General features: G+C 73.5%; 19 protein-coding genes. 3 read left to right on the forward strand and 16 right to left on the reverse strand.

Going from position 1 to position 26730, the window contains the following annotated elements:
• Positions 1-2 precede the first annotated feature (2 nt).
• The 16 genes from OYE22_RS28750 to OYE22_RS28825 form a co-directional block, all read right to left on the reverse strand.
• On the reverse strand, positions 3-1286 hold the full coding sequence (locus OYE22_RS28750; RefSeq protein ID WP_277323107.1) for a DUF4910 domain-containing protein: 1284 nt from the start codon (positions 1284-1286) through the stop codon (positions 3-5).
• Positions 1274-2299 (reverse strand): SDR family oxidoreductase, encoded by a 1026-nt coding sequence (locus tag OYE22_RS28755; RefSeq protein WP_277324370.1) that lies wholly within the window; start codon positions 2297-2299, stop codon positions 1274-1276. The genes OYE22_RS28750 and OYE22_RS28755 overlap by 13 nt, the downstream gene beginning before the upstream one ends.
• Before the next feature lie 2 nt (positions 2300-2301).
• Positions 2302-2949, reverse strand: coding sequence for a PIG-L deacetylase family protein (locus tag OYE22_RS28760; protein ID WP_277323108.1), 648 nt, complete (start codon positions 2947-2949; stop codon positions 2302-2304).
• On the reverse strand, positions 2946-3752 hold the full coding sequence (locus OYE22_RS28765) for a glucose-1-phosphate cytidylyltransferase (protein ID WP_277323109.1): 807 nt from the start codon (positions 3750-3752) through the stop codon (positions 2946-2948). The genes OYE22_RS28760 and OYE22_RS28765 overlap by 4 nt, the downstream gene beginning before the upstream one ends.
• Positions 3749-4984, reverse strand: a complete 1236-nt coding sequence (locus tag OYE22_RS28770) for a class I SAM-dependent methyltransferase (RefSeq protein ID WP_277323110.1) — start codon at positions 4982-4984, stop codon at positions 3749-3751. The genes OYE22_RS28765 and OYE22_RS28770 overlap by 4 nt, the downstream gene beginning before the upstream one ends.
• Positions 4985-6259: a glycosyltransferase gene (locus OYE22_RS28775; RefSeq protein ID WP_277323111.1), complete on the reverse strand. Its 1275-nt coding sequence runs from the start codon at positions 6257-6259 to the stop codon at positions 4985-4987.
• A 7-nt stretch (positions 6260-6266) separates the two neighbouring features.
• Entirely contained in the window at positions 6267-7598 is a 1332-nt protein-coding gene (locus OYE22_RS28780) for an O-antigen ligase domain-containing protein (RefSeq protein WP_277323112.1), read from the reverse strand.
• Positions 7588-9138 (reverse strand): right-handed parallel beta-helix repeat-containing protein, encoded by a 1551-nt coding sequence (locus OYE22_RS28785; RefSeq protein ID WP_277323113.1) that lies wholly within the window; start codon positions 9136-9138, stop codon positions 7588-7590. Before OYE22_RS28785 ends, OYE22_RS28780 begins: the two co-directional genes overlap by 11 nt.
• 9 nt (positions 9139-9147) lie before the next feature.
• Entirely contained in the window at positions 9148-11124 is a 1977-nt protein-coding gene (locus OYE22_RS28790) for an alginate lyase family protein (RefSeq protein WP_277323114.1), read from the reverse strand.
• On the reverse strand, positions 11121-13346 hold the full coding sequence (locus OYE22_RS28795; protein WP_277323115.1) for a bi-domain-containing oxidoreductase: 2226 nt from the start codon (positions 13344-13346) through the stop codon (positions 11121-11123). The genes OYE22_RS28790 and OYE22_RS28795 overlap by 4 nt, the downstream gene beginning before the upstream one ends.
• A gap of 26 nt (positions 13347-13372) precedes the next feature.
• The gene (asnB, locus tag OYE22_RS28800) at positions 13373-15301 is read right to left on the reverse strand and encodes an asparagine synthase (glutamine-hydrolyzing) (RefSeq protein WP_277323116.1); all 1929 of its coding nucleotides are present in this window, start codon (positions 15299-15301) and stop codon (positions 13373-13375) included.
• 3 nt (positions 15302-15304) lie between these two features.
• A complete protein-coding gene (locus OYE22_RS28805; RefSeq protein WP_277323117.1) occupies positions 15305-16909 on the reverse strand; it encodes a Wzz/FepE/Etk N-terminal domain-containing protein in 1605 nt (534 codons plus the stop codon).
• Entirely contained in the window at positions 16906-18288 is a 1383-nt protein-coding gene (locus OYE22_RS28810) for a Wzz/FepE/Etk N-terminal domain-containing protein (RefSeq protein ID WP_277323118.1), read from the reverse strand. The genes OYE22_RS28805 and OYE22_RS28810 overlap by 4 nt, the downstream gene beginning before the upstream one ends.
• Positions 18285-19583 (reverse strand): glycosyltransferase family 4 protein, encoded by a 1299-nt coding sequence (locus OYE22_RS28815; RefSeq protein WP_277323119.1) that lies wholly within the window; start codon positions 19581-19583, stop codon positions 18285-18287. The genes OYE22_RS28810 and OYE22_RS28815 overlap by 4 nt, the downstream gene beginning before the upstream one ends.
• A complete protein-coding gene (locus OYE22_RS28820; RefSeq protein ID WP_277323120.1) occupies positions 19573-20886 on the reverse strand; it encodes a nucleotide sugar dehydrogenase in 1314 nt (437 codons plus the stop codon). The genes OYE22_RS28815 and OYE22_RS28820 overlap by 11 nt, the downstream gene beginning before the upstream one ends.
• Positions 20887-20956: 70 nt before the next feature.
• Positions 20957-22435: a sugar transferase gene (locus tag OYE22_RS28825; protein WP_277323121.1), complete on the reverse strand. Its 1479-nt coding sequence runs from the start codon at positions 22433-22435 to the stop codon at positions 20957-20959.
• Positions 22436-23528: 1093 nt separating this feature from the next.
• On the opposite strand from OYE22_RS28825, the gene OYE22_RS28830 reads away from it, so the two are divergent.
• The 3 genes from OYE22_RS28830 to OYE22_RS28840 all read left to right on the forward strand — a co-directional run bounded on the left by OYE22_RS28830 (position 23529) and on the right by OYE22_RS28840 (position 26633).
• Positions 23529-25142, forward strand: coding sequence for an alkaline phosphatase D family protein (locus tag OYE22_RS28830; protein WP_277323122.1), 1614 nt, complete (start codon positions 23529-23531; stop codon positions 25140-25142).
• 344 nt (positions 25143-25486) lie between these two features.
• Positions 25487-25720, forward strand: coding sequence for a hypothetical protein (locus OYE22_RS28835; protein ID WP_277323123.1), 234 nt, complete (start codon positions 25487-25489; stop codon positions 25718-25720).
• A gap of 400 nt (positions 25721-26120) precedes the next feature.
• Positions 26121-26633, forward strand: a complete 513-nt coding sequence (locus OYE22_RS28840; RefSeq protein WP_277323124.1) for an SRPBCC family protein — start codon at positions 26121-26123, stop codon at positions 26631-26633.
• Positions 26634-26730 lie beyond the last annotated feature (97 nt).

Consider the following 26730-nt stretch of genomic DNA (forward strand, 5'->3'; position numbering starts at 1 on the left):
TGTCACGTCGTGATCAGCCCGGCGTCCCGCAGGGCGTCGGCCGCGGCGGCGACGGTGTCGAACGGCAGCCCCGCCCGCTCAGCGACGTCCAGCAGGCCGTGTTCGCCGTCGGAGAGGTTCAGCACCCAGAGCATGGCCATCTGCGCCTGCTTGGTGTCGCTTCTGCCACCCAGCGCGTCGTACAGCCCGCGCCGGCCCAACTGCGGCTCGCCGTAGGGGCTGAGGTTGCGGTAGCGCCGGTCGCGGTCGAGCACGGCGAACGCCTCGCGGCAGACGGCGAGCGTGTCCGCCATCGCGTCCGGGGAGACGAGGTCGAGGTCGTCCGCCGAGGTGTGGTACTCGGGGTAGCCCGCGTACGGGGTCCGGGTGAGCGAGCCCACGCCGAGGTCGAACCCGGGGGAGCAGTACTGCCGCTCGTCGTAGCCGTACGGGGTGAACTCCCGGACCTGGTGCGGTCGTTCGGAGGCGGACAGGACGTGCTCCATCGCCCGGTCGATCCCCGCGTCGCCGCGCCTGCTCCGCTTGTACGTCAGCGAGCCCGGGTCGCCGGCGCAGGCCAGCACGAGCCCGTGCTTGACCCGGTCGATCCGCTCCGCGTTGCGCGCCAACCAGGTGATCGCCCCGATGGTGCCGGGCGCGTAGACGAACCGGTAGGTGTGGTAGGGGTTTTGCTCCGCGAGCGCCCGGGCCAGGAACGTCGCCACCGCGATGCCGGCCAGGTTGTCGTTGGCCAGCGACGGGTGGCAGACATGGCAGGAGACGATCACCTCGTCGGGGACCTGCCCGGGGACCACGTGCTCGGCGTAGGTGAGGTGGCCGTCGGCGAGCGTGGAGTCGACGCGCACCTCGTAATCGCCCTCCGGCAGCGCGTCCAGGACCTCCTGGGCCAGGCAGAAACCCCACGTCGGCGCGTAGTAGCTGGTGCGGTACGGCACCAGGGTCGGCTGGTCGGGCAGGGTGTGCAGGTGGGCGCGGAGCTCGGCCAGCGGCATGGTGGTCGCGACCGGGACGCTGTAGCCGAGCACGTGCAGGTTGGAGGCGGCGAAGTCGACGACCCGGTTGCCGGCGGCGTCGGCGACGTAGGCGTCCCGGATGTTCCACTCCCGTGGCACCGTCCAGTCGAGCACCGGCGTCCCGGTCGGCACCTCGTGCACCGTGAGCGGCAGGTACTCGCCGACGATGTCCAAGGTGGCGCGCACGCCGTCCCCCGTGATGCTGCGGCAGAGCGGGTACAGCCGCTCCACCAGCGCGTACATCTCCTTGCCCAGCTCGCTCATGACCGCCACCGCAGACTTCCGTCCACGGCGCCGGCCTCGGACGCCGCGCGCAGCACGGCGAGCCGGGTGAAGCGCCGCTCGAAGGACTCCCGGGTCAGCCCGTGGGTCCGGTAGGCGTCGGCGAGTTCGAGCGCGCCGCGCTTGACCGACCACTCGCAGTCGAAGCCGGGTATCGCGGCGCGGAACCGGGAGAAGTCCACCCGGTAGGAGCGCGGGTCGGCGCCCGTCTCGCCGGTGATCACCACGCGCGAGCCGGCCACCGCCTCGGCGACCTGCGCGGCGATCTCGGCGACCGTGACGTTGTTCGGCTCGCTGCCGATGTTGAACGCCCGGTCGTGCACCGCCTCGCGCGGGGCGGTCAGCGCCGCCGCGAAGGCCCGGGCGATGTCGGCGGCGTGCACCAGCGGTCGCCAGGGCGTGCCGTCGGAGAGCACCAACACCTCGCCGGACAGCAGCGCGTGACCCACCAGGTTGTTCAGCACGATGTCGGCGCGCAGTCGGGGGGAGTGGCCGAAGGCGGTGGCGTTGCGCAGGAAGACGGGGCTGAAGTCGTCGTCGGCCAGCGCGTGCAGGTCGTCCTCCACCCGCACCTTGGACTCCGCGTACGGCGTCACCGGGCGCAGCGGGGCGTCCTCGCCCACCAGGTCGTCGCCGCCGGCGGCGCCGTAGACCGAGCAGGTGGAGGCGTACAGGAAGCGCCGCACCCCGGCGTCGCGGGCCAGCCTGGCCAGGCGCACGGACGCGTGGTGGTTGATGTCGTAGGTGAGGTCGGGCGCGAGCGCGCCCAGCGGGTCGTTGGAGAGCGCGGCTAGGTGGATCACGGCGTCCACGCCGACCAGGTGGTCGGCCGTGACGTCCCGCAGGTCGACGCGGTACCCCGGCGGGTCCACGGGGGCCGGGCCGAGCACGCAGTCGGCGAACAGGCCGGCGTCGAGGCCGACGACGTCGTGTCCGGCGGCGGTGAGCACCGGGGCCATGACGGTGCCCAGGTAGCCCTGGTGTCCGGTCAGCAGTACGCGCACGTTCATTCCCCCAGGTCGAGAGTGAGTTTGGTGACGGCGAACGCCTCGGCGTAGCGGGCGTGGCATTCGATGCCGCGGATACGGGCCAGGCCCAGGAACGCCTCCCGGTCGTACCAGGGCCGGTGCCGCTGCGAGGGGTAGTGCTCCTGGAGCAGCCGCGCCTTGTCCTCGGCGACCTCCGGCGTCAGCGGCTGGTAGGCCGTCATCGGGCCCAGGTCACCGTCCCACTTGACGATCTCGTAGCCGAGCACCAGGTGGTCGCGGAAGGCGGTGGTCATCAGCTTCGCCAGGCCCCGGTGGTCCTGGTGGGCGTCGGCGGTGCGCGGCGCGAGGACCAGGTCGGGTTCGGTGCGCTCGCGCAGCTCCTCGACCGCGGCCTTGGCCTGCTCCCAGTGGGCCGGGAGCCGGCCGTCCGGCAGCTTGTCCACGGTCAGCCGCAGGTCGGCGCCGGGGCAGCAGGCGGCAAGCGCCGCCTGCTCCTCCCGCTCGCGCTCGCTGCCACCGCCGCTGAGCACCAGCGCGTCGACCCGCAGGCCGGGGCGCGCCCGGCACAGTGTCAGCAGGGTGCCGCCGGCGCCGATGGCGATGTCGTCGCAGTGCGCGCCCACCGCGACGACCCGGTCCAGGGGCCCGCCGCCGAGCCGGATCACGCGCGCGCTCCCGAGTTCGCCGGCGCCGCGTCCCGCTCCCACACGGCCCACGGTCGGTCGCCGTGCGCGTAGGCGGCGTCCAGCGCGGCCCGCTCCTTCACGGTGTCGGTCGGCTTCCAGAAGCCCCGGTGCTGGTAGGCCACCAACCGGCCCTGCTTGGCCAGTCGGGCGCAGCCGTCGGCGACCAGGTCACCGCCCTCGGGGAGGTGGTCGAAGATCTCCTGCCGGAGCACGAAGTAGCCGCCGTTCTCCCACAGCGGCATGTCGCTGACCGCCGTGATGCCCCCGACCAGGCCGTCCTCGCCCAGGTCCACGCAGTGGAACGAGGACTGCGGCGGCACCACCATCATCGAGGCCCCGGCGTCCCGCCGCGCGAAGGCGTCGATCATGGCGGGCAACGGGGCGTCGGTGAGCACGTCGGCGTAGTTGGCGAGGAACATCTCGTCGCCGTCCAGGTGGTGCCGTACCCGGCGCAGCCGCTCGCCGATCGGCGACTCGATGCCGGTCTGCACGAAGGTGATCGTCCAGTCGGCGATGTCGGTGGACAGCAGCTCGGTCCGCCCGTCGCGCAGCACGAAGTCGTTGGAGGTGGTCTCCTCGTAGTTGAGGAAGAAGTCCTTGATGTGGTGGGCCCCGTACCCCAGACACAGGACGAACTCGGTGTGCCCGTGGTACGCGTAGTAGCGCATGACGTGCCAGATCAGCGGCCGGGGACCGACCATCGCCATCGGCTTGGGCACGTCGTCGGCGGCACCGCTGCGCATCCGCAGCCCGTAGCCGCCACAGAACAGAACGACCTTCACGGCCCCACCTCGACAATGCTCAGTTCCGGAACGGGGAAGACCAGGCGGCCGCCCCAGGCGTGCACGAAGGACAGTTGCTCGACCAGCTCGGCCCGCAGGTTCCACGGCAGGACGAGCACGTAGTCGGGCCGGTCGACGGCCAGTTGCTCGGGCGGCAGGATCGGGATCCGGGTGCCCGGGGTGAACCTGCCGTGCTTGTACGGGTTGCGGTCCACCGTGTACGCGAGCAGGTCGGGCCGGATGCCGCAGTGGTTGAGCAGGGTGTTGCCCTTGCCGGGGGCGCCGTAGCCGACGACCGTCTGGCCGCGCTCGGCCGCCTCGATCAGGAACCGCAGCAGGTCCCGGCGGACCTTGGCGACGCGGGCGGAGAACTCGGCGTACCCGGACAGCTCCCGCAGCCCGGCGGCCTTCTCCCGGGCCAGCACGTCCACCACCCGCCGGGAGGGCTCGCCGGCCACCTCGGCCGGTCGGGCCCACAACCGGATGGAGCCGCCGTGCGTGGGCAGCAACTCCACGTCCACGAGCGTGAGTCCGCCGCTGGCCAGGGCGCGGGCCGCGGAGGCGACCGTGTAGTACTGGAAGTGCTCGTGGTAGATCGTGTCGTACTGGTTCTCCTCGATCAGCGTCAGCAGGTGCTGCACCTCGACGGAGACCCAGCCGTCGTCGGCGACCAGGGCGCGCAGCCCCTGGGTGAAGCCGACCACGTCGGGGATGTGGGCGTACACGTTGTTGGCCACCACCAGGTCGGCCGGGCCGTGTTCGGCGCGCACCTGGGCGCCGGTGGCCGGGTCGAGGAACGCGGTGAGCGTGGGCACGCCCGCCTCCCGCGCCGCGGCCCCGACGTTCACCGACGGTTCGATGCCCAGGCAGCGCACGCCCCGCTCCACCACGTGCCGCAGCAGGTACCCGTCGTTGCTCGCGACCTCCACCACGAAGGAGTCGGGCCCGAGCGCCAGCCGCCCGGTGGCGTCGGCGACGAAGGCGCGCGCGTGCTCCACCCAGGAGGTCGAGTACGAGGAGAAGTACGCGTACTCGCTGAACGTCTCCTCCGGAGTGATCAACGGCGGGAGCTGCGCCAGCCAGCAGTCGGCGCACACCCGCAGGTGCAGCGGGTACGTGGGCTCCATCCGGTCCAGTTGGTCCGCGGCGAGAAAGCTCTCGCACGGCGGGGTCGCCCCCAGGTCGACGACGCTGGCCAGCGCCGCCGAGCCGCAGAGTCGGCATCGTGTCATCTACTGCCCCCATCCCTGCTCGCGCGGGCGCTCCCGCCGCGAGCCAGTGCTGTCGTTCGCCACCGGCGGCGGGCCGACCCCGCCGCCGGACCACTCCGCGATCGCGGAGCGGTACTCCTCCTCCAGGCGCCGCAGCCCGACGGCCGGGCTGAAGCCCTGTTCGTAGCGGAGCCGGGCCGCCCGGCCCAGCTCCTGGTTACGGGCCGGATCGGCCGTGATCCGGCGCACGCAGGCCGCGAGCGACGCGGCGTCGCCCGGCTCGTGCAGCAGCCCGGTCACCCCGTCCTCGACGAGTTCGACGAAGGCGCCGTGGCCGGCGGCGATCGGCGGCACACCGGCCGCCATCGCCTCCACCACCACCAGGCCGAACGTCTCCAGGGACAGCGAGGGGGCCAGCACGGCGACCGACCGGGCGATGGCCCGCTGGCACTGGTCCTGGTCGTACAGGCCGACGTAGCGCACGTCGTCCCGGCCCTCGGCCCACGCGCTCACCTCCGCCTCCAGCGGCCCGGTGCCGGCGAGCACCAGTGGCACGCCGACCCCGCCGCCCGCCGCGACCTCGTCCCACGCGGCCATGAGCAGCCGCACCCCCTTGGCCTCGGCGAGCCGGCCCAGAAAGAGCAGGTGCTCGCCGGCGCCCTCCCGGCGGGCGGTGGGGTCGGGGACGAAGTTGTGCTTGACCGCCAGCCGCTCGGGCGGCATGCCGGACCGCACCAGGACCTCGCGCTGCGCCGCCGAGATGCACAGGAACCGCCGCACGCCCGACCACCAGCGCCGCCGGTTGACCGCCAGGCTCACCGCCAGCGGCACCGTCGCCAGCCGGGAGTTCCGGTAGCAGCCGTGCCGGACGGCCGGCAGCGCCGCCGTGGTGCCGACGCAGTCGGTGCACAGCCGGCCCTCCCGCCGCAGCGTGCCGGGCGGGCAGACCTGGGTGTAGTTGTGCAGCGTCGCGACGGCGGGCACGCCCGCGTCGGCGCAGGCGGCGAGGACCGCGGGCGACAGCAGCGGGAAGACGTTGTGCACGTGCACCACGTCGGGGCGCGTGGCGCGTAGGTGGGCCGCCAACTCCGCGCGTATGGCCGGGTTCCACGGCACCAGGAGCGGGATGGTGGCCTTGCCGAGCAGCGAGCGGTCGGCGATGTCGTCGCTGCGCCGCTCGAACAGCTCGACCCGGTGGCCGGCCGCGCGCAGCAGCCCCACCTCCTGGTCGACGACCCTGTTCTCGCCGCTCGGCTGCGCCGACGCGTAGCGGTTGTGCACCACGAGGACGCGCATGGTCACCTCACCTCCGTTCCTGGGCCCAGCGCGGGACGCGCCGTCGTGGGATCGCCGGCGTCCGGCGGGGCGGGGCGGCGCCCGTGCCGGGGGCCGCCAGCAGTGAGGCGGCCACGGCCAGGTGCAGCAGGTACGGCGACGCGTCACCGAGGCCGGCCTCGGTGTACGAGGAGATCGAGCAGTAGCTGATCAGGAAGATCGCGCAGGCCCTGGGCAGCGACGGTGGCCGCAGCAGCGCGACGCCGCCGAGCACCAGGAGCAGCGCCGCCACCAGCGTGATGCCGGTCAGTCCCTGCTCGTGGTAGACGGCCAGCCAACTGTTGTCGATCGGCAGCCCGCCGAAGGACTTGTCGCTCAGGCCCGTGCCGAACAGCTTCTCCGCCGTCGTGCGCGGTGCCGCGAGCAGCGCGTCCCAGACCTTGGCCCGACCGGTGAGGCTGGAGAAGTTCTCCTGGCTCTGCCCGCGCAGGAACCACGCCCGCAGCGCGGAGGCGAACCCCACCGCGGCGACCACGGCGCACGCCACCGTCCAGACGAAGAACCGGCGGGCGGCGGCGCTGGTCAGCACGAGCGAGCCGATCGCCAGCAGCAACCCGACGAGCAGGCCGATGGTGGCCGTGCGGGTGTGCGTCAGCGCGAGCAGGACCAGGGACGGCACGATGATCACCGTCGCGCTGAGCCGGTCGGCCTGCCGGCCGATGGCGAGCAGCACGGTGAGCCCGATGACCACCGCCGCGTACTGGCCGATCTGCGGCGGTGTCAGCGGCCACAACGCGCCGACCAGCCGCCCGCCGTACAGCTCGGGCATGGCCGCGCCCGGCGAGATGAGCAGGCCGGCGGCGGCGGAGCCGAGCACCACGAAGTACAGCCGGACGTGGCTGCGTACGAACCTCAGGCTCCCGTCCCACCAGCGGCTGAGCAGCCACAGCGTGCCGACGAACAGGGTCAGCCTGGTGCACCGGAACAGCGCGCCGAACCCGGACTCCAGCCGCAGGCTGGAGATCAGGCTCGGCACCAGCAGCAGGGTGAGCAGCAGCAGGAAGGCGCTGGCCCGGATGCGCAGCCGCGCGTTGAGCACGAGCGCCAGCGCGAACGCGGTGACCAGCGCGCCCATGGTGACCATCTGGATGAGGGAGCGGGGCAGCGGGACGATGGTCCTCGCCCCGGCGGAGCCGAGCGTGTTGAGGACCAGCAGCCCCCACACGACGCCGACGAGCCCCGGCGCGACCGTCGGCCCCGCCGGCCCCGTCGGGCCGTCGGTTCGCCCGCCCGCCGCCTCCGGCCGGCCCGCCGCCTCCGCCCCTCCCGGCAGTACGCCGCGCCGCGGGTCACCGTCCATCGTGGTCACCGCCCCCGGCGCGCAGGGTGCTGCCCGCGTCCTGCCCGTACGGCGCGTCACGCCACCGTCCGAAGTCGAGCACCCGGCTCGGGTCGTGGGCCACGAACTTCCAGGGGCCCAGGTAGACGTTGTCGTGCCAGCGGTTGTGCTGCCGGTGGGTGACGGCGGACGCCACCCGCGTGCCCCGGTACGGCGACCAGTGCGGGTAGCTGCCGTAGTTGGCCAGCACCGCCATCCGCTGGCACGCGTCCGCGCATCCGGCGACGGAGGGGCCCGCGACGAAGCGGTTGTGGTGGATGTCCACCCGCTGGGTCTTCCACCGGCAGTCGGCGTACAGCGGCGCGCTGCCGATCGCCGGTCGCGCGCAGCGCTCCGGGCGCGGCACCAGCAGCGTGCAGTCACCGGTGGAGGTGTTGGCCGGGCTGTTGCAGAACCGGTCGGCGTTCTCCCACAGGGTGATCCCGGACCAGTTGTCCTCCAGAAGGTTCCGGTGGATCTCGATCCTGTCCGTGCGGGCCCGCACCCGTGGCTCGCCACCGGACTCGGACACGTACAGCGTCGCGTACGGGAAGTCGTCGCCGCGCCCGGCCGCCCGCCGGCCCTCGACCCGGTTGTTGCGCCGGAAGGTGTTGGCGCGGATGACCGCGTTGTAGCTGGTCTCGTAGATCAGCGCGGCGCCGTCGTTGGCCTCCACCACGTTGTTCTCGATACGGAAGTCGTTGTTGTTGGTGTCGGCCCACAGCCCGGTGCCTCGGTTGTCGTGCACCCAGTTGCCGCGCACGTCGGCGCCGCCCACGGCCCAGAACTTGGCGCCCCCGGTGCAGCCACAGCCCGGCCGCCGCCGTTCCCAGTCGTCGGTGTTGTTGGCCACGATCTCGTTGCCCTCGACCAGCAGGTCGCGGATGGTGTCGCCGGCCTTGTACGCGTTCAGGCCGTACTGCCCGTTGCCCCGCAGGCAGTTGGCCCGCACCCGTTGGCGGGCGCCGGCCATCAGCCCGGCGCCGGAGTTGTGCTGGATGGTGGCGTGCTCGATCACCCACCCGTCGGCCGAGTCGTGGTTGACCACGCCCTCGTTGTGCGGCGCGACGAACCCCTGCACGGTCAGGTGGCGGATGGCGACGTCGGGGGCGCCGCCGCCGAACGCGTACTGGTTGGTCCCGCGCCCGTCGAGCACCGCGCCCGGCGCGCCGAGGTAGCGGTTCCCCGGCTTGGGGACGACCTGGGCGTAGCGGTGCGGTTCGAGCCGGTGCCTGCCGGGGCGCAGCCAGAACGTGGTGTGCGGCGGGCTGCTCCGGGTCTTGGCCGCCAGGTCGTCGACGACCGCCGGGTCCACCGGCACCGCACCGGCCGGCGCCTTCGCCGGCCCGGCCATCGGCTCGGCGCACACCCGGGCCACGGCCCCGGCGCCCACCGGTGGTGTCGGCGCCGGCGCGCCGGTCGGTCGCGCCGGGCCGTCCGGCGCGCTCGCACAGCCGGCCGCCAGCAGGGCCAGCGCCAGTGGCGCCGCCGACCACGTCCGATGCCGCCTCTTGATCCCCACCCGCCCCCCTCAGCCGTGGAACCTGAGCACGGTGGTGAACTCGCCCGACCACCCGGCGCCACCGGCGAAGCCGGTGCCGACCAGCGTGGTGGCGGGTTCCTTGCGCCCGAAGCCGGGGGAGTACCAGCCCAACGGCGGTTCGACCGCGCCGCGCTGGGCCGACCAGCGCAGTCGCCCTGGCAGTTCGAGGACGGCGGAGCGGTGCTCGCCGTCCCGGGTCCAGGTCAGCTCGGCCCGGTCGCCCACCAGGTCCGCGACGATCGCCGGCCCGAGGTGGAAGGCCAGCCGCGCGGCCCGGCGCGGCCCGCGCACCTCGTCCACGATCCGCAACTCCCGCGTCGCGGCACTCAGCTCCACCCGGCGCCGGTGCGCCACCGGCCGGTACCCGTCGTGCTCGGCGTACCAGCGATCCACCCCGTCCCCGGCGGTGCCGGACGCGTTCGCGAAGAGCACCCGGCCACGGGCCTGCCGGGTCCACAGGAACGGGCCCCCGGAGACGGACTGGTCCACGCCGCCCAGCTCCAGCGTGTTGTGGGCGAGGGTGGACCGGAAGTACCGCCGCCACTCGGGCTCCCCGTGGTAGCAGTACGTGCCCGGGTCGGCCAGTACATCGACCCCCTCCTGCCGGACCTCCACGGACAGCGCGTCAGCGTGGGCGTGCGCGGCGATGGCCAGGAAGCCGTGCGGACCGCCGTCACAGCGGCACCAGATCCCCGCCGGGCCGCGCAGGACGGTCAGCCCCGCGTCGGCGAAGTGGGCCGGCCGGTCGGCCGGGCGGGGCGTGTCCGGCGCGGCCTCCCGCTTCGCGTACGGCCGGATCAGCGCGGCCAGCAGCGGGGTGCGGACATCGGTGCCGGACACCGTCGGCCACCAGGGGAGCCGACCGAACACGGCGTCACCGGTGGCCAGCAGCGAGCCCCAGCGGTCGGTGCCCGCGCCGTCCACGACCAGGCCGTGCCCGTCGTCCGCGTCCCCCTGGCGCGGCGGCCGCAGCCGGTCGTCCACGACGGCCGCGAGCGCGTCCGTCATCCGCAGCAGCACCAGGTGGACCGCCGGCGGGACCGGCACGCCGGCGGCGTCCGCCTCGGCCACCGCCGCCAGGCCCAGCTCCAGCACCAGCCCGTGGTACTCGGTGGCCAGCTCGCGGTTGAGGCCGGAGCCGAAGGTGTTGCTCCGCAGGTGCCGCTCCAGGCAGCGCAGTGCGTCGTCCCGCCAGCGCGCCGAGTCGGGGAACCAGTCGAACGCGCAGGCCGCCGCCGACTGCCCGGCGGCCTCGGCGATGACGTGGTTGTTGGCCGACGACCCCCGGCTGGGGAAGGCGGCCAGCCAGCGCTGGTGGTGCCAGACCTGGTGGCGCGCCACCGGGTTGTCCTCGAACAGGGCGGCCACGCCCGGCCAGCCGTCGAGCAGCCGGCGGACCCACACCCAGGACAGCAGCCGGATCCCCAGCTCGATGCCGCTGATCCAGTGCGCCCCGCGCAGCGGCGGGTTGGCCGCCCACCAGGAGCGCAGGTGCGCGGCGACGCGCTCGGCGTACCGCTCGTCCCCGCTGAGCGCGTACGCGGCGGCGAGCACGGTCAGGTACTGGTGCCGGGACAGCTCCCAGATCTGCTTGATGTCCCCGACCGCCTCCTCGCTCCGGTACGGCACGTCGAAGGCGTAACCCGACGGGGCGCGGCGCCCGGTCTTCGGGTCGTACCACCAGTCCGGGTCCGCGAGGTCCTCGCGGGACACCCCGAAGAACTCGGCGTGCCCGGCCAACAGTCGGTCCGCCTCGGCGAGCAGCCGCTTCGCGGCGTCCGGCGGCACCGCGTCGAGCGCCCCGGCGGGCAGCGCCGAGGTGAACCGGGCGCCGGTCACCTCCGGCGCGACCGGCGGCGCCGACCGCCAGCGCCGCCTGCGCACCGTGTCGACCACCCGCCCGCCGACCTCCCGTGGCCCCATCCGGGACAGCCGCCGCAGGTACCACACCGCGCTCCCGGTCATCGCGCCCTCGCCAACGTCACCGGCGCGCCGCCGACCAGGCTGGTCCGCACGGCGAGGGTGGCCGCCGTGGTGGCGGCCAGCGACTCCAGCGACACCGGCATCGGCCCGCCGGTGCGCACGGCTTTGAGGAAGGCGTCCAGTTCGGCGCGCTGGCCCTTGTCCCGGGCCTTGGGCAGCCGCGAGCTGACCCACCGCCTGCCGCGACCGCCGTACACGGAGGCCCGTACGAAGTCGTCGAGCCGCAGCGCGCGACCGCCCGCGACCACGTCCAGCGTCTCCTTGGGGAAACCGGCCGGGCCGGTGGTGACGTAGCTGATGGTGGCGGTGGACCCGCCCGGGTAGCGCAGCACGACCTGGAGGTCGCCGCCGTCCTCGTGGCCGGGCGCGGCGAGCGCGTACACCGACAGCGGGTCGGCCCCGAGCAGCCAGCTCGCCGTGTCGATGAAGTGGCCGCCCTCGCCGGCGAACCGGGAGCCCTGGGTGCCCTGTTGCAGGTACCAACTGCCGTGTTCCAGGCGGCCCGCGTTGACCAGGTAGCGCAGGTTGCCCGGCCCGGTCCGGGCGCCGAAGCGGTGCCGCGCCTGACGCAGCAACGGGGCGAACCGGCGGTTGAAGCCCACCTGGAGCCGGTCGTTGCCGGACTCCTCGACCGCCGCGAGCACACCGGCCAGCTCGTCCTCGGTGAGCGCCAGCGGCTTCTCCACGAAGACCGCCTTGCCGGCGAGCAGGGCCCTGCGGGTCAGTTCGGCGTGCGAGCTGTGCCGGGTGACCACGAACACCGCGTCGATGCCCGGGTCGTCGAGTACGGCGTCCAGGTCGGTGGTCGCCTCGGCGAAGCCGAACTTGCGCTGGGCGTTGGCCGCGGACAGCGCCGTCGTGGTGACGACCCGGGCCAGCTCGACGCCCTCGCGCTGGGCCAGGTGCGGCAGCAGCATCGACGTCGCGTAGTTGCCCGCGCCGGCGAACGCCAGCCGCACCGGCGCGTGACCGGTCCGGGCCGGCGCCCTGGTGGGGCCGGCGCCACGGCGTACCGCGGGCACGGTCAGGGTCGGGGCCGCCGCCTCGGCCCCCCGCTCGGCGAGGTCCGGGTGGTCCGGCTGGTCGGGGTACCGGAACAGCACGGCCACGGCCTTCAGGTCGCCCTCCTCCAGGCGCCGGTAGGTCTCCACGGCCTCGGCGAAGTCGGCGACGTGCGAGACCAGCGGCTCCACGTCGATCCGGCCACGGGCCAGCAGGTCCAGGACGCACGCCAGGTTGCGCCGCTCGGTCCAGCGCACGTAGCCGATCGGGTAGTCCCGCCCCTCCAGCTCGTACTCCGGGTCGTAGCGCCCGGGGCCGTAGCTGCGGGAGAACCGGACGTCCAGCTCCTTCTCGTAGTACGCGTTCCACGGCAGGTTCAGGCTGCACTTGCCGATGTCCACGACCCGGCCCCGGTCCCGGCTCAACTGGGCGGCAAGCTCGACGGGTTGGTTGCTGGCGCCGCCGGCGGCCAGGTACACCTGGTCCACGCCGTGCCCGTCGGTCAGCTCGGCGACGGAGCTGGCCACCGCCACCGACGCCGGGTCGCCACAGGTCGTGGCGCCCAACCGGGTGGCGAGTTCGCAGCGCACCGGGTCGGGGTCGACCCCGACGACGCTCACCCCCGACGCGGCCAGGAACTGCACCACCAGTTGCCCGATCAGCCCGAGGCCGATGACCAGCGCCACGTCGCCGAGCCGCGGTTCGCCCTGGCGCACGCCCTGGAGCGCGATCGACCCGACGGTGCCGAAGGCCGCGTGCCGTGGCGCGAGGCCGTCCGGCACCCGGGCGTAGAGGTTCCTCGGCACCCAGTTCAGCTCGGCGTGCAGGGCGTGCTCGTTGCCGGCGCAGGCGACCAGGTCGCCGACCTTCACGTCGTCGACCCCGGCGCCGACCTGCTCGACCACCCCGCACAGCGAGTAGCCGAGCGGCGTGTACGAGTCCAGCTTGCCCATCACCTTGCGGTAGGTGGCGGGCACCCCGTTGGTGGCCACGCTCTGCACGACCTTGGCCACCTGGTCCGGCCGGGAGCGGGCCTTGCCCAGCATCGACATGCCGGCCTCGGAGACCTTCATCAGCTCGGTTCCGGTGGAGATCAGCGAGTAGGCGCTGCGTACCAGCACGCCGCCGGGCTTGCACCCCGGCACCGGCACGTCGAGCAGCGCCAGCTCGCCGCTCTTGTAGTTCTGCACAACCTGTTTCACCCGAGCTCCTCGTGATGTCTACGCCGTCAGGCCGCTTGGTTCTGACCGGAGCCAGAGGTCGCGGCGCGGTACCAGTGCTCAAGGGAGAGCACGTGCCACAGATGCTTGGAGAAGTCCCGCCGCCCGGCCGCGTCCTCGGCGACCATCCGCGCCAGCGCGTCGCGGCGCAGGAACCCGGAGTTGACGAGCACGCCGTCGTGCACCACCTCGCGTACCAGCGGCGCCAGGTCCCGGCTCATCCACGCCCGCAGCGGGGCGCTGAACAGGCCCTTGGGCCGGTACACGATCTCCCGGGGCAGGGTCCGGGAGGCCGCCTGCTTCAGGGCCGCCTTCCCCTGTCGCCCGACGATCTTCCGGTCACCGGGCACCGCGAACGCCGCCCTGACCACCTCGACGTCCACGTACGGCACCCGCACCTCCGTGGAGGCGGCCATGCTGGCGCGGTCCGTGTACGCGAGGTTCAGGCCCGGCAGGAACATCCGGGCGTCGCCCAGGCACATCCGGTTGACGAAGTCGTCCAGGTCGTTGTCCCGGTAGACCTCCGCGTGCTCACCCAGCACGTCGTCGACCGTCCCGGCCAGGTCCGGGTTGACCAGGGCCAGCAGCTCGTCCTGGTCGTACATGGTGTAGCTGCGCCGGAACGCGGTCTCCTCCGGCAGCTCCGCGAAGGACAGGAACCGCTTCGCGAACCGCACGGAGCGCAGTCCTCGGCGGGAGGTGGCCACCGGCAGCCGGTCCACGGCCGCCGCCACACCGCGCCGCAGGGGCCGTGGGACGCGCTGGTAGCGCAGCGCGAGCACGTTGGCCAGGTGTTTGCGGTACCCGGCGAACAACTCGTCGGCGCCCATCCCCGAGAGCATCACCTTGACCCCGGCCTCCCGGGCGGCCGAGCAGATCAGGTACGTGTTGATCGCGGCGGGGTCGCCGATCGGCTCGTCCAGGTGGTACGTCATCCGTGGCAGCAGGTCGAGCACGTTCGGGGCGATCTCGATCTCGTGCAGGTCGACGCCGTACCGCTCGGCCACCTGCCGGGCGTAGCGCAGGTCGTCCGGCATCGCCTCGAACCTGGCGTCCGCGGCGCGGAACCCGATCGTGTAGGCGGAGATCCCGGGCCGCTCGCGGGCCGCCAGCGCGGTCAGGTAGCTGGAGTCGAGACCGCCGGAGAGGAACGTGGCCACCGGCACGTCGGAGAGCAGGTGCCGCCGGTTCGACTCCTCGATGACGGCGGCCAGGTCCGGCTGCTCACCGCCGAGGGCCCGCTCCTGACCCTCGCTGGCGACCTCCCGCAGGTTCCAGAACCGGCCGCGCTCCACCCGGCCGTCCGGCCGGCACCGCAGCCAGCTTCCCGGCGGCAGCTTCTCCGCCTCGCGGAACGCGCAGCGGGTGTCCGGCACCCAGTAGTAGAGGAGCGAGGCCACCAGCGCCCCGTGGTCCACCTCCAGCGTCCCGCCGGCCCCGGCGCTGAGCGCCTTCAGCTCGGAGGCGAACATCAGCCCCCCGCCGCGCCGGAGCAGGAACAGCGGCTTGACGCCGAGCTGGTCGCGGACGAGCACCAGGTTGCCGGTGCGCTCGTCGAAGACCGCGAAGGCGAACATGCCGCGCAGCCGGGGCAGACACCCCGTGCCCCAGCGCCGCCAGGCGGCGAGCAGCACCTCGGTGTCGGAGGTGCCGCGAAAGCGCACTCCCGCCGCCGTCAGCTCGGCCCGCAGCTCGGGCGCGTTGTACAGCTCGCCGTTGTACGTCAGGGCGAGGCCGTCCGAGACCATCGGCTGGGCGCCGGTCTCGGTCAGGTCGATGACGGCCAACCGGCGGTGTCCGAGCTGCACCTCACCGTCCCCGGCGGGGTGGCTGTAGCGGCCCGCCCCGTCCGGGCCCCGGTGGGCGAGGACGTCGGTGAGCCGATCGGTCACGGCCTTCCCGTCCGGCCACCGGTACGTGCCTGCGATTCCACACATGTGCTACCGCGCCTCCTGATCGCTGTCCGGGACCCGTGCGGCCGGCGCCGCCGGCCACCCCGGCTGCGGCTGGCCCTCCCCGACCGCCTGAACGGCGTGCGGGGTACCACCACCGCTCTGTCGGGCCAGCCGTCTCGCCCGTAATCGGTCCGCGCCGCTCTCCCGGGCCGGTCGCTCGCCGTCGCCGCGCGGCGCGGTCGGCGACCCGTCCCAGAGCGTGCCGTCGGTCCGATCGCGCGGGTCGGGGTCGATCAACACCACGCCGAGCACCGGAACGCGCTGGTCCGCGAGTTGCCGCGCGACGGTGTGCAGCCACGCGGCGCTGCCGTGCCCGGCCCGTACGACCAATACGGTCTGAGCGCCGAGGTACCGGAGGTCGGTCCACGCCGTGCCGGGGGAGACCGAGCCGACACCGATCCGGCGCGTCGCCCCGGGCGCGTCCTCGGCCCTCGCGTCGCTGACCACGGTCGAACCCGCCGGCAACTTCGGGCTGTTGGCGAGGTCAGCGCCCGGCAGGCCGTCCACGATGACCAGCGGCCCGTCCGCCGCCAGCGCTTCGGCGACGTCCAGGGCGAGCCCCCGTACGCCGCGCGGGCAGCCCAGTTCCAGGAGCGAGACCGGCTCCGCCGCGCCGCGCACGGCGCGGGCCAGGGTCGCGGTGAGCCGGGCCCGCGCGGCCCGGGCCCGGCGGCGTCGCCACGGGCCGGTTGACCAGCGCGGCGCCTGGCGTGCCTCCGCGATGACGGAAGCGCCCAGGTGCACCGCGATCTCCCGGCGCAGCACGGGCCGGTCCGCCACCACCGTGCCCACCGTGGCCACCGCGATGCCCAGGACGAGGCCGAGGACGAGCCCGATCGCGGCGTTGGTGAGCACGGCCTTGGGCCTGGAGTGCCGCACCACGCGCGGGGCGTCCACGATCTGCGTACCGGAGACGAGCCGGGGCGTGCCGGCGCGGGCCTCGGCGGCGCGCTGGTCGAAGTCGGCGATCCGCGAGTTGAGCTCGGACCGGCGGGCGAAGAGCGACTCGACGCTCGCCGACGCCTTGGGGTCGCTCTCCGGCGATCGGCTGCCGATGGCCTTGTTGACCTCGGCCAGCTCGCCCCGCATCCGGTCGCGCTGCGCGAGCAGGGACGCCGCCTCGGCCTTGGCGGCGTCCTGGACGCGCCGCACGTGGTCCGCGACGAACGCCTCGGCCAGCGCCTTGGCCCGGGCCAGCGCCTGGGCGTCGCTGTCGCCGGTCACGTCGATCTGGAGCAGGTTGTTGGTCAGGCCGGTGCCCCGGTAGTCCCGCATGAAGTCCTCGGGGCGCTCCGAGGAGCCCAGGGCCCGCAGGGCCCGGTCGGCGATCCGGGTGGTCTGGAGCAGCGCGACGTCGGTACGGATCAGCGTGCCGGTGTCGTTCGGCTGGTCCTCCCGGTGCGCGACCAGCACCTTGGTCACCGCGGCCGGCGCCGGCGGCACCAGCACCGCCACGGCCGCGCCGGCCAGCATCCCCAGCAGCGCCAGGGCGCACCACAGGCGGCGCCTCCTGCGCACCGCGGCCAGCAGCGCCTGCAGGTCGAGCAGGGGCGCGGCGGCCGGCGACTCGGCTGCCTGGCTCGTGGTCACTCGGCGCCCCCCGCCGTCTGGCCGGGCACCGCGAGCGCCAACGTGGCGTTCTGCTCCGGCTGTTCGGGCGTCCGTGTCGGTTGGTTGCGGACCGCGCCCGCGACGACGACGCCGACGATCTCGTGCCTGCCGTCCGCACACGCCCCGGCGACGCCGGCGAGTTCCGCCGCGGTCCAAATACCCGCGCTCAGTACGACCAGGACACCGGACTCGGCGTCGCGGTCCGGCACCATCGGCTGGGACACCGACACGCCCACCACCCGCAGCGCCGGGAGCCCCCGGCCCGCCGGGGTGGCGGCGTCGCCCCTGGTCTCGGCGGCGAGCCGCTCGGCGGCCCGGCGGGCGACCCCGTCGCCGTCCGGCACGACGACCAACAGCCGTCGAGCAGAGGGGTGTTGGGATCTCAGGCGGGCGCACACCCGCCGGTAGCGGACGCGTCGGCTGGCCTCGTCGCCGGAGGCCAGCGGGGTCGGCGCGTCCCACCGGGTGTCGAGCCCGAGGAAGCGGCGCGGCCAACCCCCCGGGCCCCGGCCCACAGCGGGCCGCTCGGCCGGCACGTCGACGGTGCCCAGCAGCGTCGAGCCGAGCGCCGAGGCGATCTCGGCCCCGGTACGCGGGCGCCGGTTGGCCCGCGCGGCGGTGAGATGGCCCACGACCGCGAGCAGGAAGGACAACGCCGCCCCACCGGCGACGAGGTGCCCCGTCGTGGGCGGCGCCGGGCTCGCCGGCCGGGCCGCCGGCCCCATGACCACCATGCCGGCCTTGTGCGTCGCCGGATCGACCTCCTCCAGCTTCTTCACCGCCGTCTCCAGCGCGGTACGCAACTTCTCCAGCGAGGTGCGGGCCTGCACGCTCTCCACGGTGCGCCCCGGGTCGGCCGCCCGGGACAGCTCGGTGATGCGCCGGTTGGCCCGCTCCACCTGCTCCCGCAGCGCCTCGGGCCCGGTCGCCGCTTTCGGGTCGGTGCCGTCGCCGGTGACCCGCGCGGCGAAGGTGACGAACTGCTGGGCCAGCCGGTCGGTGAGCTGCTGCGCGCGCTCCGGTGTGTCGGCGGTGCCCGAGATCCTGATGACGTTCCCGTCGGCGACCTTGGCGCTCACCCGCTCCCGCACCTCGTCACCGTCGCCCGCCCAGCGCAGCGTGGCCGCCGTGCGGTCCAGCACCGACGAACTGGTCACGATGTACGCCTGGGTCAACAACTCGCGCTCCTCCCACTGCCCCGGCAGCAGGACCGATGCCGAGGCCGTGTACCGCGGGGGGAACAGCGCCGAGACGCCGTAGCCGACGAGCGCGCCCACCGCCGTGAGGACGGCGAGCAGGCGCCAGCGCCGTTGGAGCATCCGCCCGATCGTGGCCAGGCGTATCGTGTCCTCGCTCAACGGTGCGGCCTCTTCCCCGCCCGGGCCGAGGTGCCCGCCGCCACCGGGGGCAGGCCGCGGCAGGCGGCGGCGTAGGCGGCCAGCAGCGAGGCCTGCGAGTTCCGCCAGGAGAGCCGCCCGTTGATCCGCTCCCGACCGATGGCGCCCATCCGCTCCCGCTGCCCCGGATCGTCCAGCAGCCGCGCGATGAGGCCGGCGAACGCGGCCTCGTCGTTGGCGGGCGCGTAGACGGCGGCCTCCCCTGCGGAGACCCGGGCCTCCTTCAGGTCGAACGAGACGACGGGCCGGCCCATCGCCATGTACTCCAGGACCTTGTTCATGGTCGACACGTCGTTGAGCGGGTTGCGCGGGTCGGGGGAGAGGCACACGTCCGCGGTGGACAGGTAGCGCACCAGGTCCGCGTCCGGCACGCGCCCGGTGAACTGCACCTGCTCGGTGAGCCCGAGCCGCCGGGACAGCTCCACCATCGCGTCGAAGGAGTCGCCGGAGCCGACGAACACCGCGTGCCAGTCGCTCCGCCCCAGTTCGTTGCGCAGCCTCGCCAGCGCCCGCAGGGCGTAGTCCACGCCGTCCTGCGGGCCCATGACGCCCAGGTAGCACAGCAGATGGGGCTTGCCGCGCTTCAACTCCGGCTCCGGGTCCACCTGTTGGAACCGCTCGACGGCGGGCGCGCTGCGCACCACGAAGACGTCCGCCGGCCGGCGTCCGCCCCGGCGTACCGCGACGTCCCGGTAGCTCTCGTTGGTGGCGATGACCACGTCCGCGGCCCGGTAGGTCAGCCGCTCCAGGGCGCGCACGGCGCGGTAGAGCAGGTCCTCGCCACGGTCGAAGCGGGACAGGTACAGCTCGGGCACCAGGTCGTGCTGGTCGAAGACGAACCGCGCGCCGCGCCGCTTCAGCCAGAGGGCCGGCAGGAACAGCAGGTCGGGCGGGTTGCAGGCGTGCACCACGTCGACCGGGCCGACCCTGCGGGCCAGCCGGGCGGTGTGCCACAGCGCCGCTCCGTACTCCCGCAGGTAGCCGGCCGGGCCCCCGGTGGCCGCGCGCAGCGGGTAGCGGTGGATGCGCACCCCGTCGATCACCGCCTCAGGCTCCGTGTCCCGCTTGCCGCCCCGGGGGCAGATGACGTGCACCTCCCAGCCCGCCTCGCGCAGCGTCGTGCACTCCTGCCACACCCGCCGGTCGAAGGGCACCGACAGGTTCTCCACCAGGATCAGCGCGCGCCGCCCCGGTCCGATGTCGCCGATCTCGCCAGCCCGGTCGGGCTCGCCGTTCAACGTCGCGTCACCAAGCAAGGCCCACGTACCCCGGTTCGGCCCGGCGCGCGTCGGCGTCGGGAAGACGGACAAGATCGATCAACGGGCCGCTGCCGTGCGGCAGCCGCGCGAGGACGGCCGGGTCCCTGGTCCCCACCAGGCACACGTCGGCGTGCTCAAGGACCTCGTCCACGGAGTCCGCGAGCAACTGCGCCAGGTGCGGCAGCCGGGTCTCGATGTACTCGCGGTTCGCGCCGAGCAGCCGCGACAGGCTCACGTTGGCGTCGTAGATCCGCAGGTCGTACCCCTTGCCGAAGAGCCGCTCCGCCAGTTCGACGAGCGGGCTCTCGCGCAGGTCGTCGGTGCCGGGCTTGAAGGACAGCCCGAACAGGCCCACCCGGCGCCTGCCGGTGCGCTCGACCAGCTCCACCGCGCGCTGCAGGTGCGCGGAGTTGGACGGCAGCACGTGGGCCAGGATGGGCACCGAGACGTCGGCCCGCTGCGCCGCGTGGACCAGGCTGCGCAGGTCCTTGGGCAGGCAGGAGCCGCCGAAGGCGAAGCCGGGGCGCAGGTAGGCGGGGCTGATGTTCAGCTTGCGGTCGGCCAGGAACACGTCCATCACCTGGTGCGAGTCCACGCCGAGCGCCTGGCACACCGCGCCCAGCTCGTTCGCGAAGCCGACCTTGAGGCCGTGGAACGCGTTGTCCGCGTACTTGATCGCCTCGGCCGTCGGGATCGGCACCCGGAACACCTCGCCGGGTAACCCCTCGTACAGCGCCAGCAGCGGGTCGCCGCTCGCCGGGTCGAGTTCGCCGATGACGGTCTTGGGCGGGTCGAAGAAGTCCCGCACGCTCGTGCCCTCGCGCAGGAACTCCGGGTTGACCGCGACCCCGAAGTCCACCCCCGCGGTGCCGCCGACGTGCTTCTCCAGGATCGGCACCAACAGGTTCAGGCAGGTGCCCGGGAGCATCGTGCTGCGGTAGACGACGGTGTGCCGGCCGCCGCGCTCGGCCAGCGCCGCGCCGATCTGCTCGGTGACCCGTTCCAGGTAGCTGGTGGACAGGCTCCCGTTGGGCGCCGACGGCGTGCCCACGCAGACCAGCGAGATCTCGCTGTTCCCGACCGCCTCGCGCACGTCGCCGGTGGCGCGCAGCGCCCCGGTGCGTACGACCTCGGCGACGAGTTCGCCGATCCGTTCCTCGACCACCGGCGCCCTGCCGTCGTTGACCAGGTCGACCTTGACCGGGTTCACGTCCACCCCGACGACCTCGTGTCCCATGCTGGCCAGGCACGCGGCCGACACGCAGCCCACGTAGCCGAGCCCGAAAACGCTGATCCTCATGACCCGTCCCTCCCCCCAGGCAGGCCGCTGTGGCCTGCGGTCCGCGCGCCGGCCGGTCGGCCCCCGCGCATCAGTAGGCCCCCTGCCCGTGGAGCACCGCGCGCAGGGTCTTCCACAAGATCACCGTGTCCAGCGCGAGCGACCAGTCCTCCACGTACCGCAGGTCGAGCCGGACCGCCTCCTCCCACGGCAGGTCACTGCGCCCGCTGATCTGCCACAGACCGGTGAGCCCGGGCTTGACCAGCAGCCGCCGCCGGATGTCCGGGCCGTACGCGGCGCACTCCTCCGGCAGCGGGGGCCGCGGGCCGACGAGCGACATCGAGCCGGTGAGTACGTTCAGAAGTTGTGGCAGCTCGTCGATCGAGTAGCGGCGCAGCACGGCCCCCACCCGGGTCACCCGCGGGTCCCGGCGCAGCTTGAACAGCAGCCCCGCGCCCTCGTTGCGATCGGCCAACTCGGCGCGCACCCGGTCGGCGCCGACGACCATGGTGCGGAACTTGAGGATCGTGAACTCGCGGCCGTCCTTGCCCACCCTGCGCTGGCTGTAGAACGCGCCGCCCCGGCTGTCCAGCACCACGAGCAGCCCGACGAGCACCATCAGCGGCGCGAACAGCAGCAGCAGTACCGCGGCACCCAGCCGGTCGACGACCTCCTTGACCACGCGCCGGCCGCCGGTGAACGTCGGCATGCTGACCCGCAGCAACGGGAGCCCGAGGACCGTGTCGACGTGCAGCCTCGGCCCCGCCACCTCCATCAGCACGGGCGCCACGACCATCTCGGCGTCGCTGCCCTCAAGGTTCCAGGCCAGCCGCTGCAGCCGGTCCGGCGACCAGTGCGGGTCGGGCGTGACCGCGACGACGCGGTAGCCGTCGCGGTGGACGTGGTTCGCGACGTCCGCCAACCGGCCGACGACCGGCACGCCGTCCACGTGCTCCCCGTCGAGCCCGCGACCATCGGTCGTACACACCGCGTCCACCCGCCAGCCCAGGTGTGGAAACTTCCGGGTGCGCGCGATCAGGTCGCGCACGGTGGTCGGGCTTCCGGCCGCGAGCACCGGTCGCAGACAGCGCCCTTCCTTGCGCTGCCTGTGCAGCCAAAGGCGCAGGAGATAGCGCGCGGTAAGGGTGGTGAGCGCGATCGCGGGGACCGCGACGAATATCCAGAGCTTGATGTTGCGCGAGGTGAGCGCGATTCCGCCGAGCGCCAGGACGACGGTCGCCGTGAACACAGCGCGCCCCAGTCGGCGGAACTCCTCGGCACCCTGGCCGAGAACGGCCGGGTTCCACGCCCGGCTCACCGCGAGGGCGGCCAGCACCAGAAGTTCGGTGCCGAAGGCGAGAATTCCCCATTTCTCGTGCCAGTTGGCCGCGTCCCGGGCCCCGAAGAAATTGCCGATCGCCGCCACCACGAAGGCGGTGGTCACGGTGTCGCTGGTGATCACGGTACGGCGGTACCGCTGCTCCCACTCAGTCGCGGGTTGGTTGCCCGTCCCGTTCCCCAGACGCCGGTGCGCCGGCGGAAACGGGCTGACTAATTCCCCCTGCTGCACAGAACCCCCCCAGGTCCCCAAAGAATCGAGGTGCCTTTCCTCAGACCGTTCCTCTCCACGGGAGGTCCCCACCTCCCGCGCATGGCATCGCGGCTTTTCGCAGCGCTACGTGAACAACCCGCCTGGCGGCAACCGCATACGCCTGGCCCGCCAGACCTTCGAGGTGCGTGGAAACCCGGCGGAACGACCTCGGGTGCTCCCCACACCCGCGGCGCCCGCTGGGGCTCCAGGAAATGGATCACCTCGACGCCCGGCGCCGAGGGTGTGACCGCTGGCCGCCCGTGGCGTCGGACCAATAGATCGTTATGGGCCCGCCTCGCCTCCGAACCGCCGAAGCACGGTCAATCTAGACCATCGGAGCCAAGATGAAGAGAGGATGTGTGCGACTTGTGGTCGACTTTTGAAACTGAACTTACCGACGGGAGAACGGCATTGGGGTTCGTGTGACAGATGGTGAGTTCTGTGACGAGTGGGAAAGTGGCATTCCAAGGCTCGGGCCGGCCAAAGGGGTCGTAAAGCGTGATCGACAAGGGCGGCCCGGATCGGCCGGCGTGGCCGTGGGTGGTGCTGAAGAGGGCCACGATGACCGCCGCGCCGTTCGGGTGACACCGCACCTACGCGCCGACGTGCTCGCGCACCCACATACGCACCCACATACGCGCGCGCTCACGCGGGAACACGCCAAGGCGGCCATGCGCCAACGGGCCGCGAACCGCGACTGGGACTCGCCCGGGTCCGGGTCCCCACCCAGCCTCGTTCCGGGCCGTCGTGCCAGGTCAGACGCCATATCGGAGTAGAGGCCGGGCCGCGGGTGGGACCGTGGCCGCCCCCCCCGTGAGTACGGCGAAGGGGGCATAGCGGTCGAACTGCCGGCGCAATAGCTGCAGTTCGCACCTATGTGGCCCGCTGGAGTTCTGTTCCACCCGTCACCGCAACCTGCCCCCGTGATCGTGGGCCAGTCCGTCGGCGGTGCGGGGAACCGTGGGGACGCACGCACGTGAACGGGTGGGTCCCCGTACCGGAATCCGCGGGCGGCGTGCGCTCCGACGCCCCTTCCGCCGACTCCTCACCCCTCAACGAAGGGACCTGATCCATGGACATCAGCAGACGCCGCCTGATCGGCGCCGCCGGCGCGACCGGCGCCGCGCTCGGCCTGTTCAGCGCCGGTCTCAGCAGCGGCTCGGCCTGGGCCGCACCGCGCTACCAGGACGATCCCTACCGCCTCGGCGTCGCCTCCGGCGACCCGTCCGCCGACGGCTTCGTCCTGTGGACCCGGCTGGCGCCCGACCCGCTGGCCGTCGACAGCCGCGGCGGCATGCCCGAGCGCAAGGTCGCGGTCGAGTGGCAGGTGGCCGCCGACGAGCGGTTCCGCCACGTCGTCCGGCACGGCCGCGCCTGGGCCGTGCCCGAACTCGCGCACTCCGTACACGCCGAGGTCCACGGGCTGCGCCCGGGCCGCGAGTACTTCTACCGCTTCCGCACCGGCGGCGCGATCAGCCCCGTCGGCCGCGCCCGCACCGCGCCGGCCCCGCACGGCCACGGCGGCTGGGCCTCCGACGTGAGCTTCGCCTTCGCCTCCTGTCAGTGCTGGTACGAGGGCTTCTACACGGCCTACCGGCACATGGCCAACGAGGACCTGGACTTCGTCGCCTTCCTCGGCGACTACCTCTACGAGGGCGGTGTGGGCGCCAACGCGGGCGTCCGCGACATGCGGTTGGACCCCTCGTACCAGCGCGAGACCTACACCCTCGCCGAATACCGCAACCGCTACGCCCTCACCAAGCTGGACGCCGACCTCCAGGCCGCGCACGCCGCCTTCGCGTGGATCGTCACCTGGGACGACCACGAGGTCGAGAACAACTGGGCCCGCGACACCGCCCAGGTCGACAAGGACGGCTTCCCCGACGACGACATCGCCTCCTTCCGGGCCCGCAGGGCGCGCGCGGCACAGGCGTACTACGAGCACCAGCCGCTGCGCCTGCCCCAGAAGCCGCGGGGCGACCGCATGCGCCTGTACCGGCGGCTGAACTTCGGCTCCGTCCTCGACCTGCACGTCCTGGACACCCGCTCGTACCGCGACGACCAGGTCGGCGGCGACGGCACCAAGCCCGGCTACGACAAGGAACGGCGCGAGAAGTCGCGCACCATGCTCGGCGCCCAGCAGGAGCGTTGGTTGCTGAACGGCGCCGGTCGCTCCCGCGCCACGTGGAACGTGCTCGCCAACCAGACCCTGGTCTCCCAGGTCGACCAGGACCCCAACCCCGACGTCCTCTCCTCCGGCCTGGACATGTGGGACGGTTACACGGCCGCCCGCGACCGGCTGCTCACCGGCTTCTACCGGCAGGGTGTGAACAACCCGGTGGTGATCACCGGCGACATCCACCGCAGCGTGGTCTCCGACCTCAAGCTGGACTTCGACAACCCGAAGTCGCCCACCGTCGGCACGGAGTTCGCCGGCACGTCCATCAGCTCGGGCAAGGACGGCGCCGCCATGGACAAGGTAGGGCGCGACTGGATGACCGAGGGCGTCAACCCGCACCTGAAGTGGCACAACGCCCAGCGCGGCTACACCCGCGTACGGCTGAACCACCGCGAACTGCGCGCCGACTACCGGGTGCTGCCGTTCGTGACCAGGCCGGACGCGCCGGTGGAGACCGCCGCCTCGTTCCTGGTCCAGGCCGGCCGCCCCGGAGCCCACCAGCTCTGACTCCCACCGTGGGGCGTCGCCACGGGCCTTCCAGGCCGCGAACGCCGCCAGGCGGGCGAACCCTTCGGGCCCCGACCCCTTCCGGCCCGAACCCTTCCAGGCCCGAACCGGCCTGGGAGGGTTCGGCCAGTGGACGGCCTGGGTGGCCTGGTGGCGCCGGGGCGGCGGAGGTGGTGGCTGGGTTGGCCGCCTGACCTGTCCGGATTCGGGGGCGCGTGACCCGCCCCGACCAGCGGCGGCTGCCGCGTCCCGCCGGCGGATCGGTACGCGTCGTCCGCCGAGGGTGGCACATGGGCCGAATCGGGTTACTCGGTGAGGACGAGCCGCCATCCCGAGGAGCTGTCGTGGTCATCGTCGCCATCTTGCTGCCGCCCGGCCTGCTGGTCCTGGTCCTGGTGCTGGGACGCTACGAGGAGTGGCTGCTCGGAGCGCCCGCGCGCCCGCCACGGCACGCGCGCGGCAGGCGCCACCTCTCCCTCGTACCGAGGGCGCGGGCCGAGCCCACACCGACGGCCGAGCCCACGCGGGCGGCGGAGCGCGCCCCGAAGCCGGCGCGGCGCCCCGCCGACGCGGCGTAACCCCGTCCGGAACCCGTCCCCGGCTCCCGCCCCGGCGCCCGTCCCCGGCTCCCGCCCCGGCGCCCGGCCCCGGCACCCCGTACCGGCATCCGGCCCCGGCGACCGGTACCGGCACCCGGTGCTCGGCCCAGGCATCCGGGCGCGGCCTTCTGCCCGGCGCGAGTGGCCCGGTTGGACGCAGGGCCGGTCGTGAGCGCGCAGCAGTGTGCCGGCTCGCTGGCACACCCGTGGCGACCAGCGGCTTTACGCGTCGCCACGGCACCTGGACCACCTTCGACGGGTCCGCCGGCGGGGTGGTTGGAAGCGCGCGGAGTGGGCACCCGGTGGCGATCAGGTGTGTCCTGGCCTGGCGTGTACCGGCTCGCGCGCCCCGGCCCGATGCGGAGGAGGCAGGACAGGTATGAGCGTCATCGAGGGCGCCGTCGACGTCGATGTCCCGGTCCACGTGGCCTATAACCAGTGGACCCAGTTCGAGTGCTTCCCCCGGTTCATGCGCGGCGTGCGCGAGGTGGACCGCTCCCGATCCGCCATGACGCACTGGGTGACCAGATTCGGCGGCGTGACGCGCGAGTTCGACGCCGCGATCACCGAGCAGCGCCCCGACGAACGCGTGGTGTGGCGCAGCGTGCGGACACCCCGGCTCACCGGAACGGTGGACTTCCACGCGCTGGGGGAGTCCCGCTGTCGGGTCGCGCTGCGCATCGACTTCACGCCACGCGGCGTCGCCGAGCGGGTCGGGGACGCCCTGGGCGTGGTTCGGCGACAGGTGCTGGCGGACCTTCAGCGCTTCAAGGAGTACATCGAGGGGCAGGGCCGGGAGACCGGGCAGTGGCGGGGAACGATCAGCGGCGGCCACGTCAGGCCCGACGCCGACCGCCTGCCACCACGGGTGCCGCACTGGCCGACCGGTTGAGCCACGCCACGGCCGACCGGCCGACTGACGCCGTGCCGCCGATGACGGCGTGACGCCGACGGCGGAGACTGCCGAGACTGTGATGATGCATAACGGG

The sequence above is a fragment of the Streptomyces sp. 71268 genome (genome assembly GCF_029392895.1).
GTDB lineage: Bacteria > Actinomycetota > Actinomycetes > Streptomycetales > Streptomycetaceae > Streptomyces.

Coding starts and splice junctions, on each gene's coding strand:
- OYE22_RS28775 (WP_277323111.1), bottom strand. CDS start 6,259: ATGCGCGTCCTCGTGGTGCACAACCGCTACGCGTCGGCGCAGCCGAGC.
- OYE22_RS28770 (WP_277323110.1), bottom strand. CDS start 4,984: ATGACACGATGCCGACTCTGCGGCTCGGCGGCGCTGGCCAGCGTCGTC.
- OYE22_RS28780 (WP_277323112.1), bottom strand. CDS start 7,598: ATGGACGGTGACCCGCGGCGCGGCGTACTGCCGGGAGGGGCGGAGGCG.
- OYE22_RS28790 (WP_277323114.1), bottom strand. CDS start 11,124: ATGACCGGGAGCGCGGTGTGGTACCTGCGGCGGCTGTCCCGGATGGGG.
- asnB (WP_277323116.1), bottom strand. CDS start 15,301: ATGTGTGGAATCGCAGGCACGTACCGGTGGCCGGACGGGAAGGCCGTG.
- OYE22_RS28840 (WP_277323124.1), top strand. CDS start 26,121: ATGAGCGTCATCGAGGGCGCCGTCGACGTCGATGTCCCGGTCCACGTG.
- OYE22_RS28820 (WP_277323120.1), bottom strand. CDS start 20,886: ATGAGGATCAGCGTTTTCGGGCTCGGCTACGTGGGCTGCGTGTCGGCC.
- OYE22_RS28830 (WP_277323122.1), top strand. CDS start 23,529: ATGGACATCAGCAGACGCCGCCTGATCGGCGCCGCCGGCGCGACCGGC.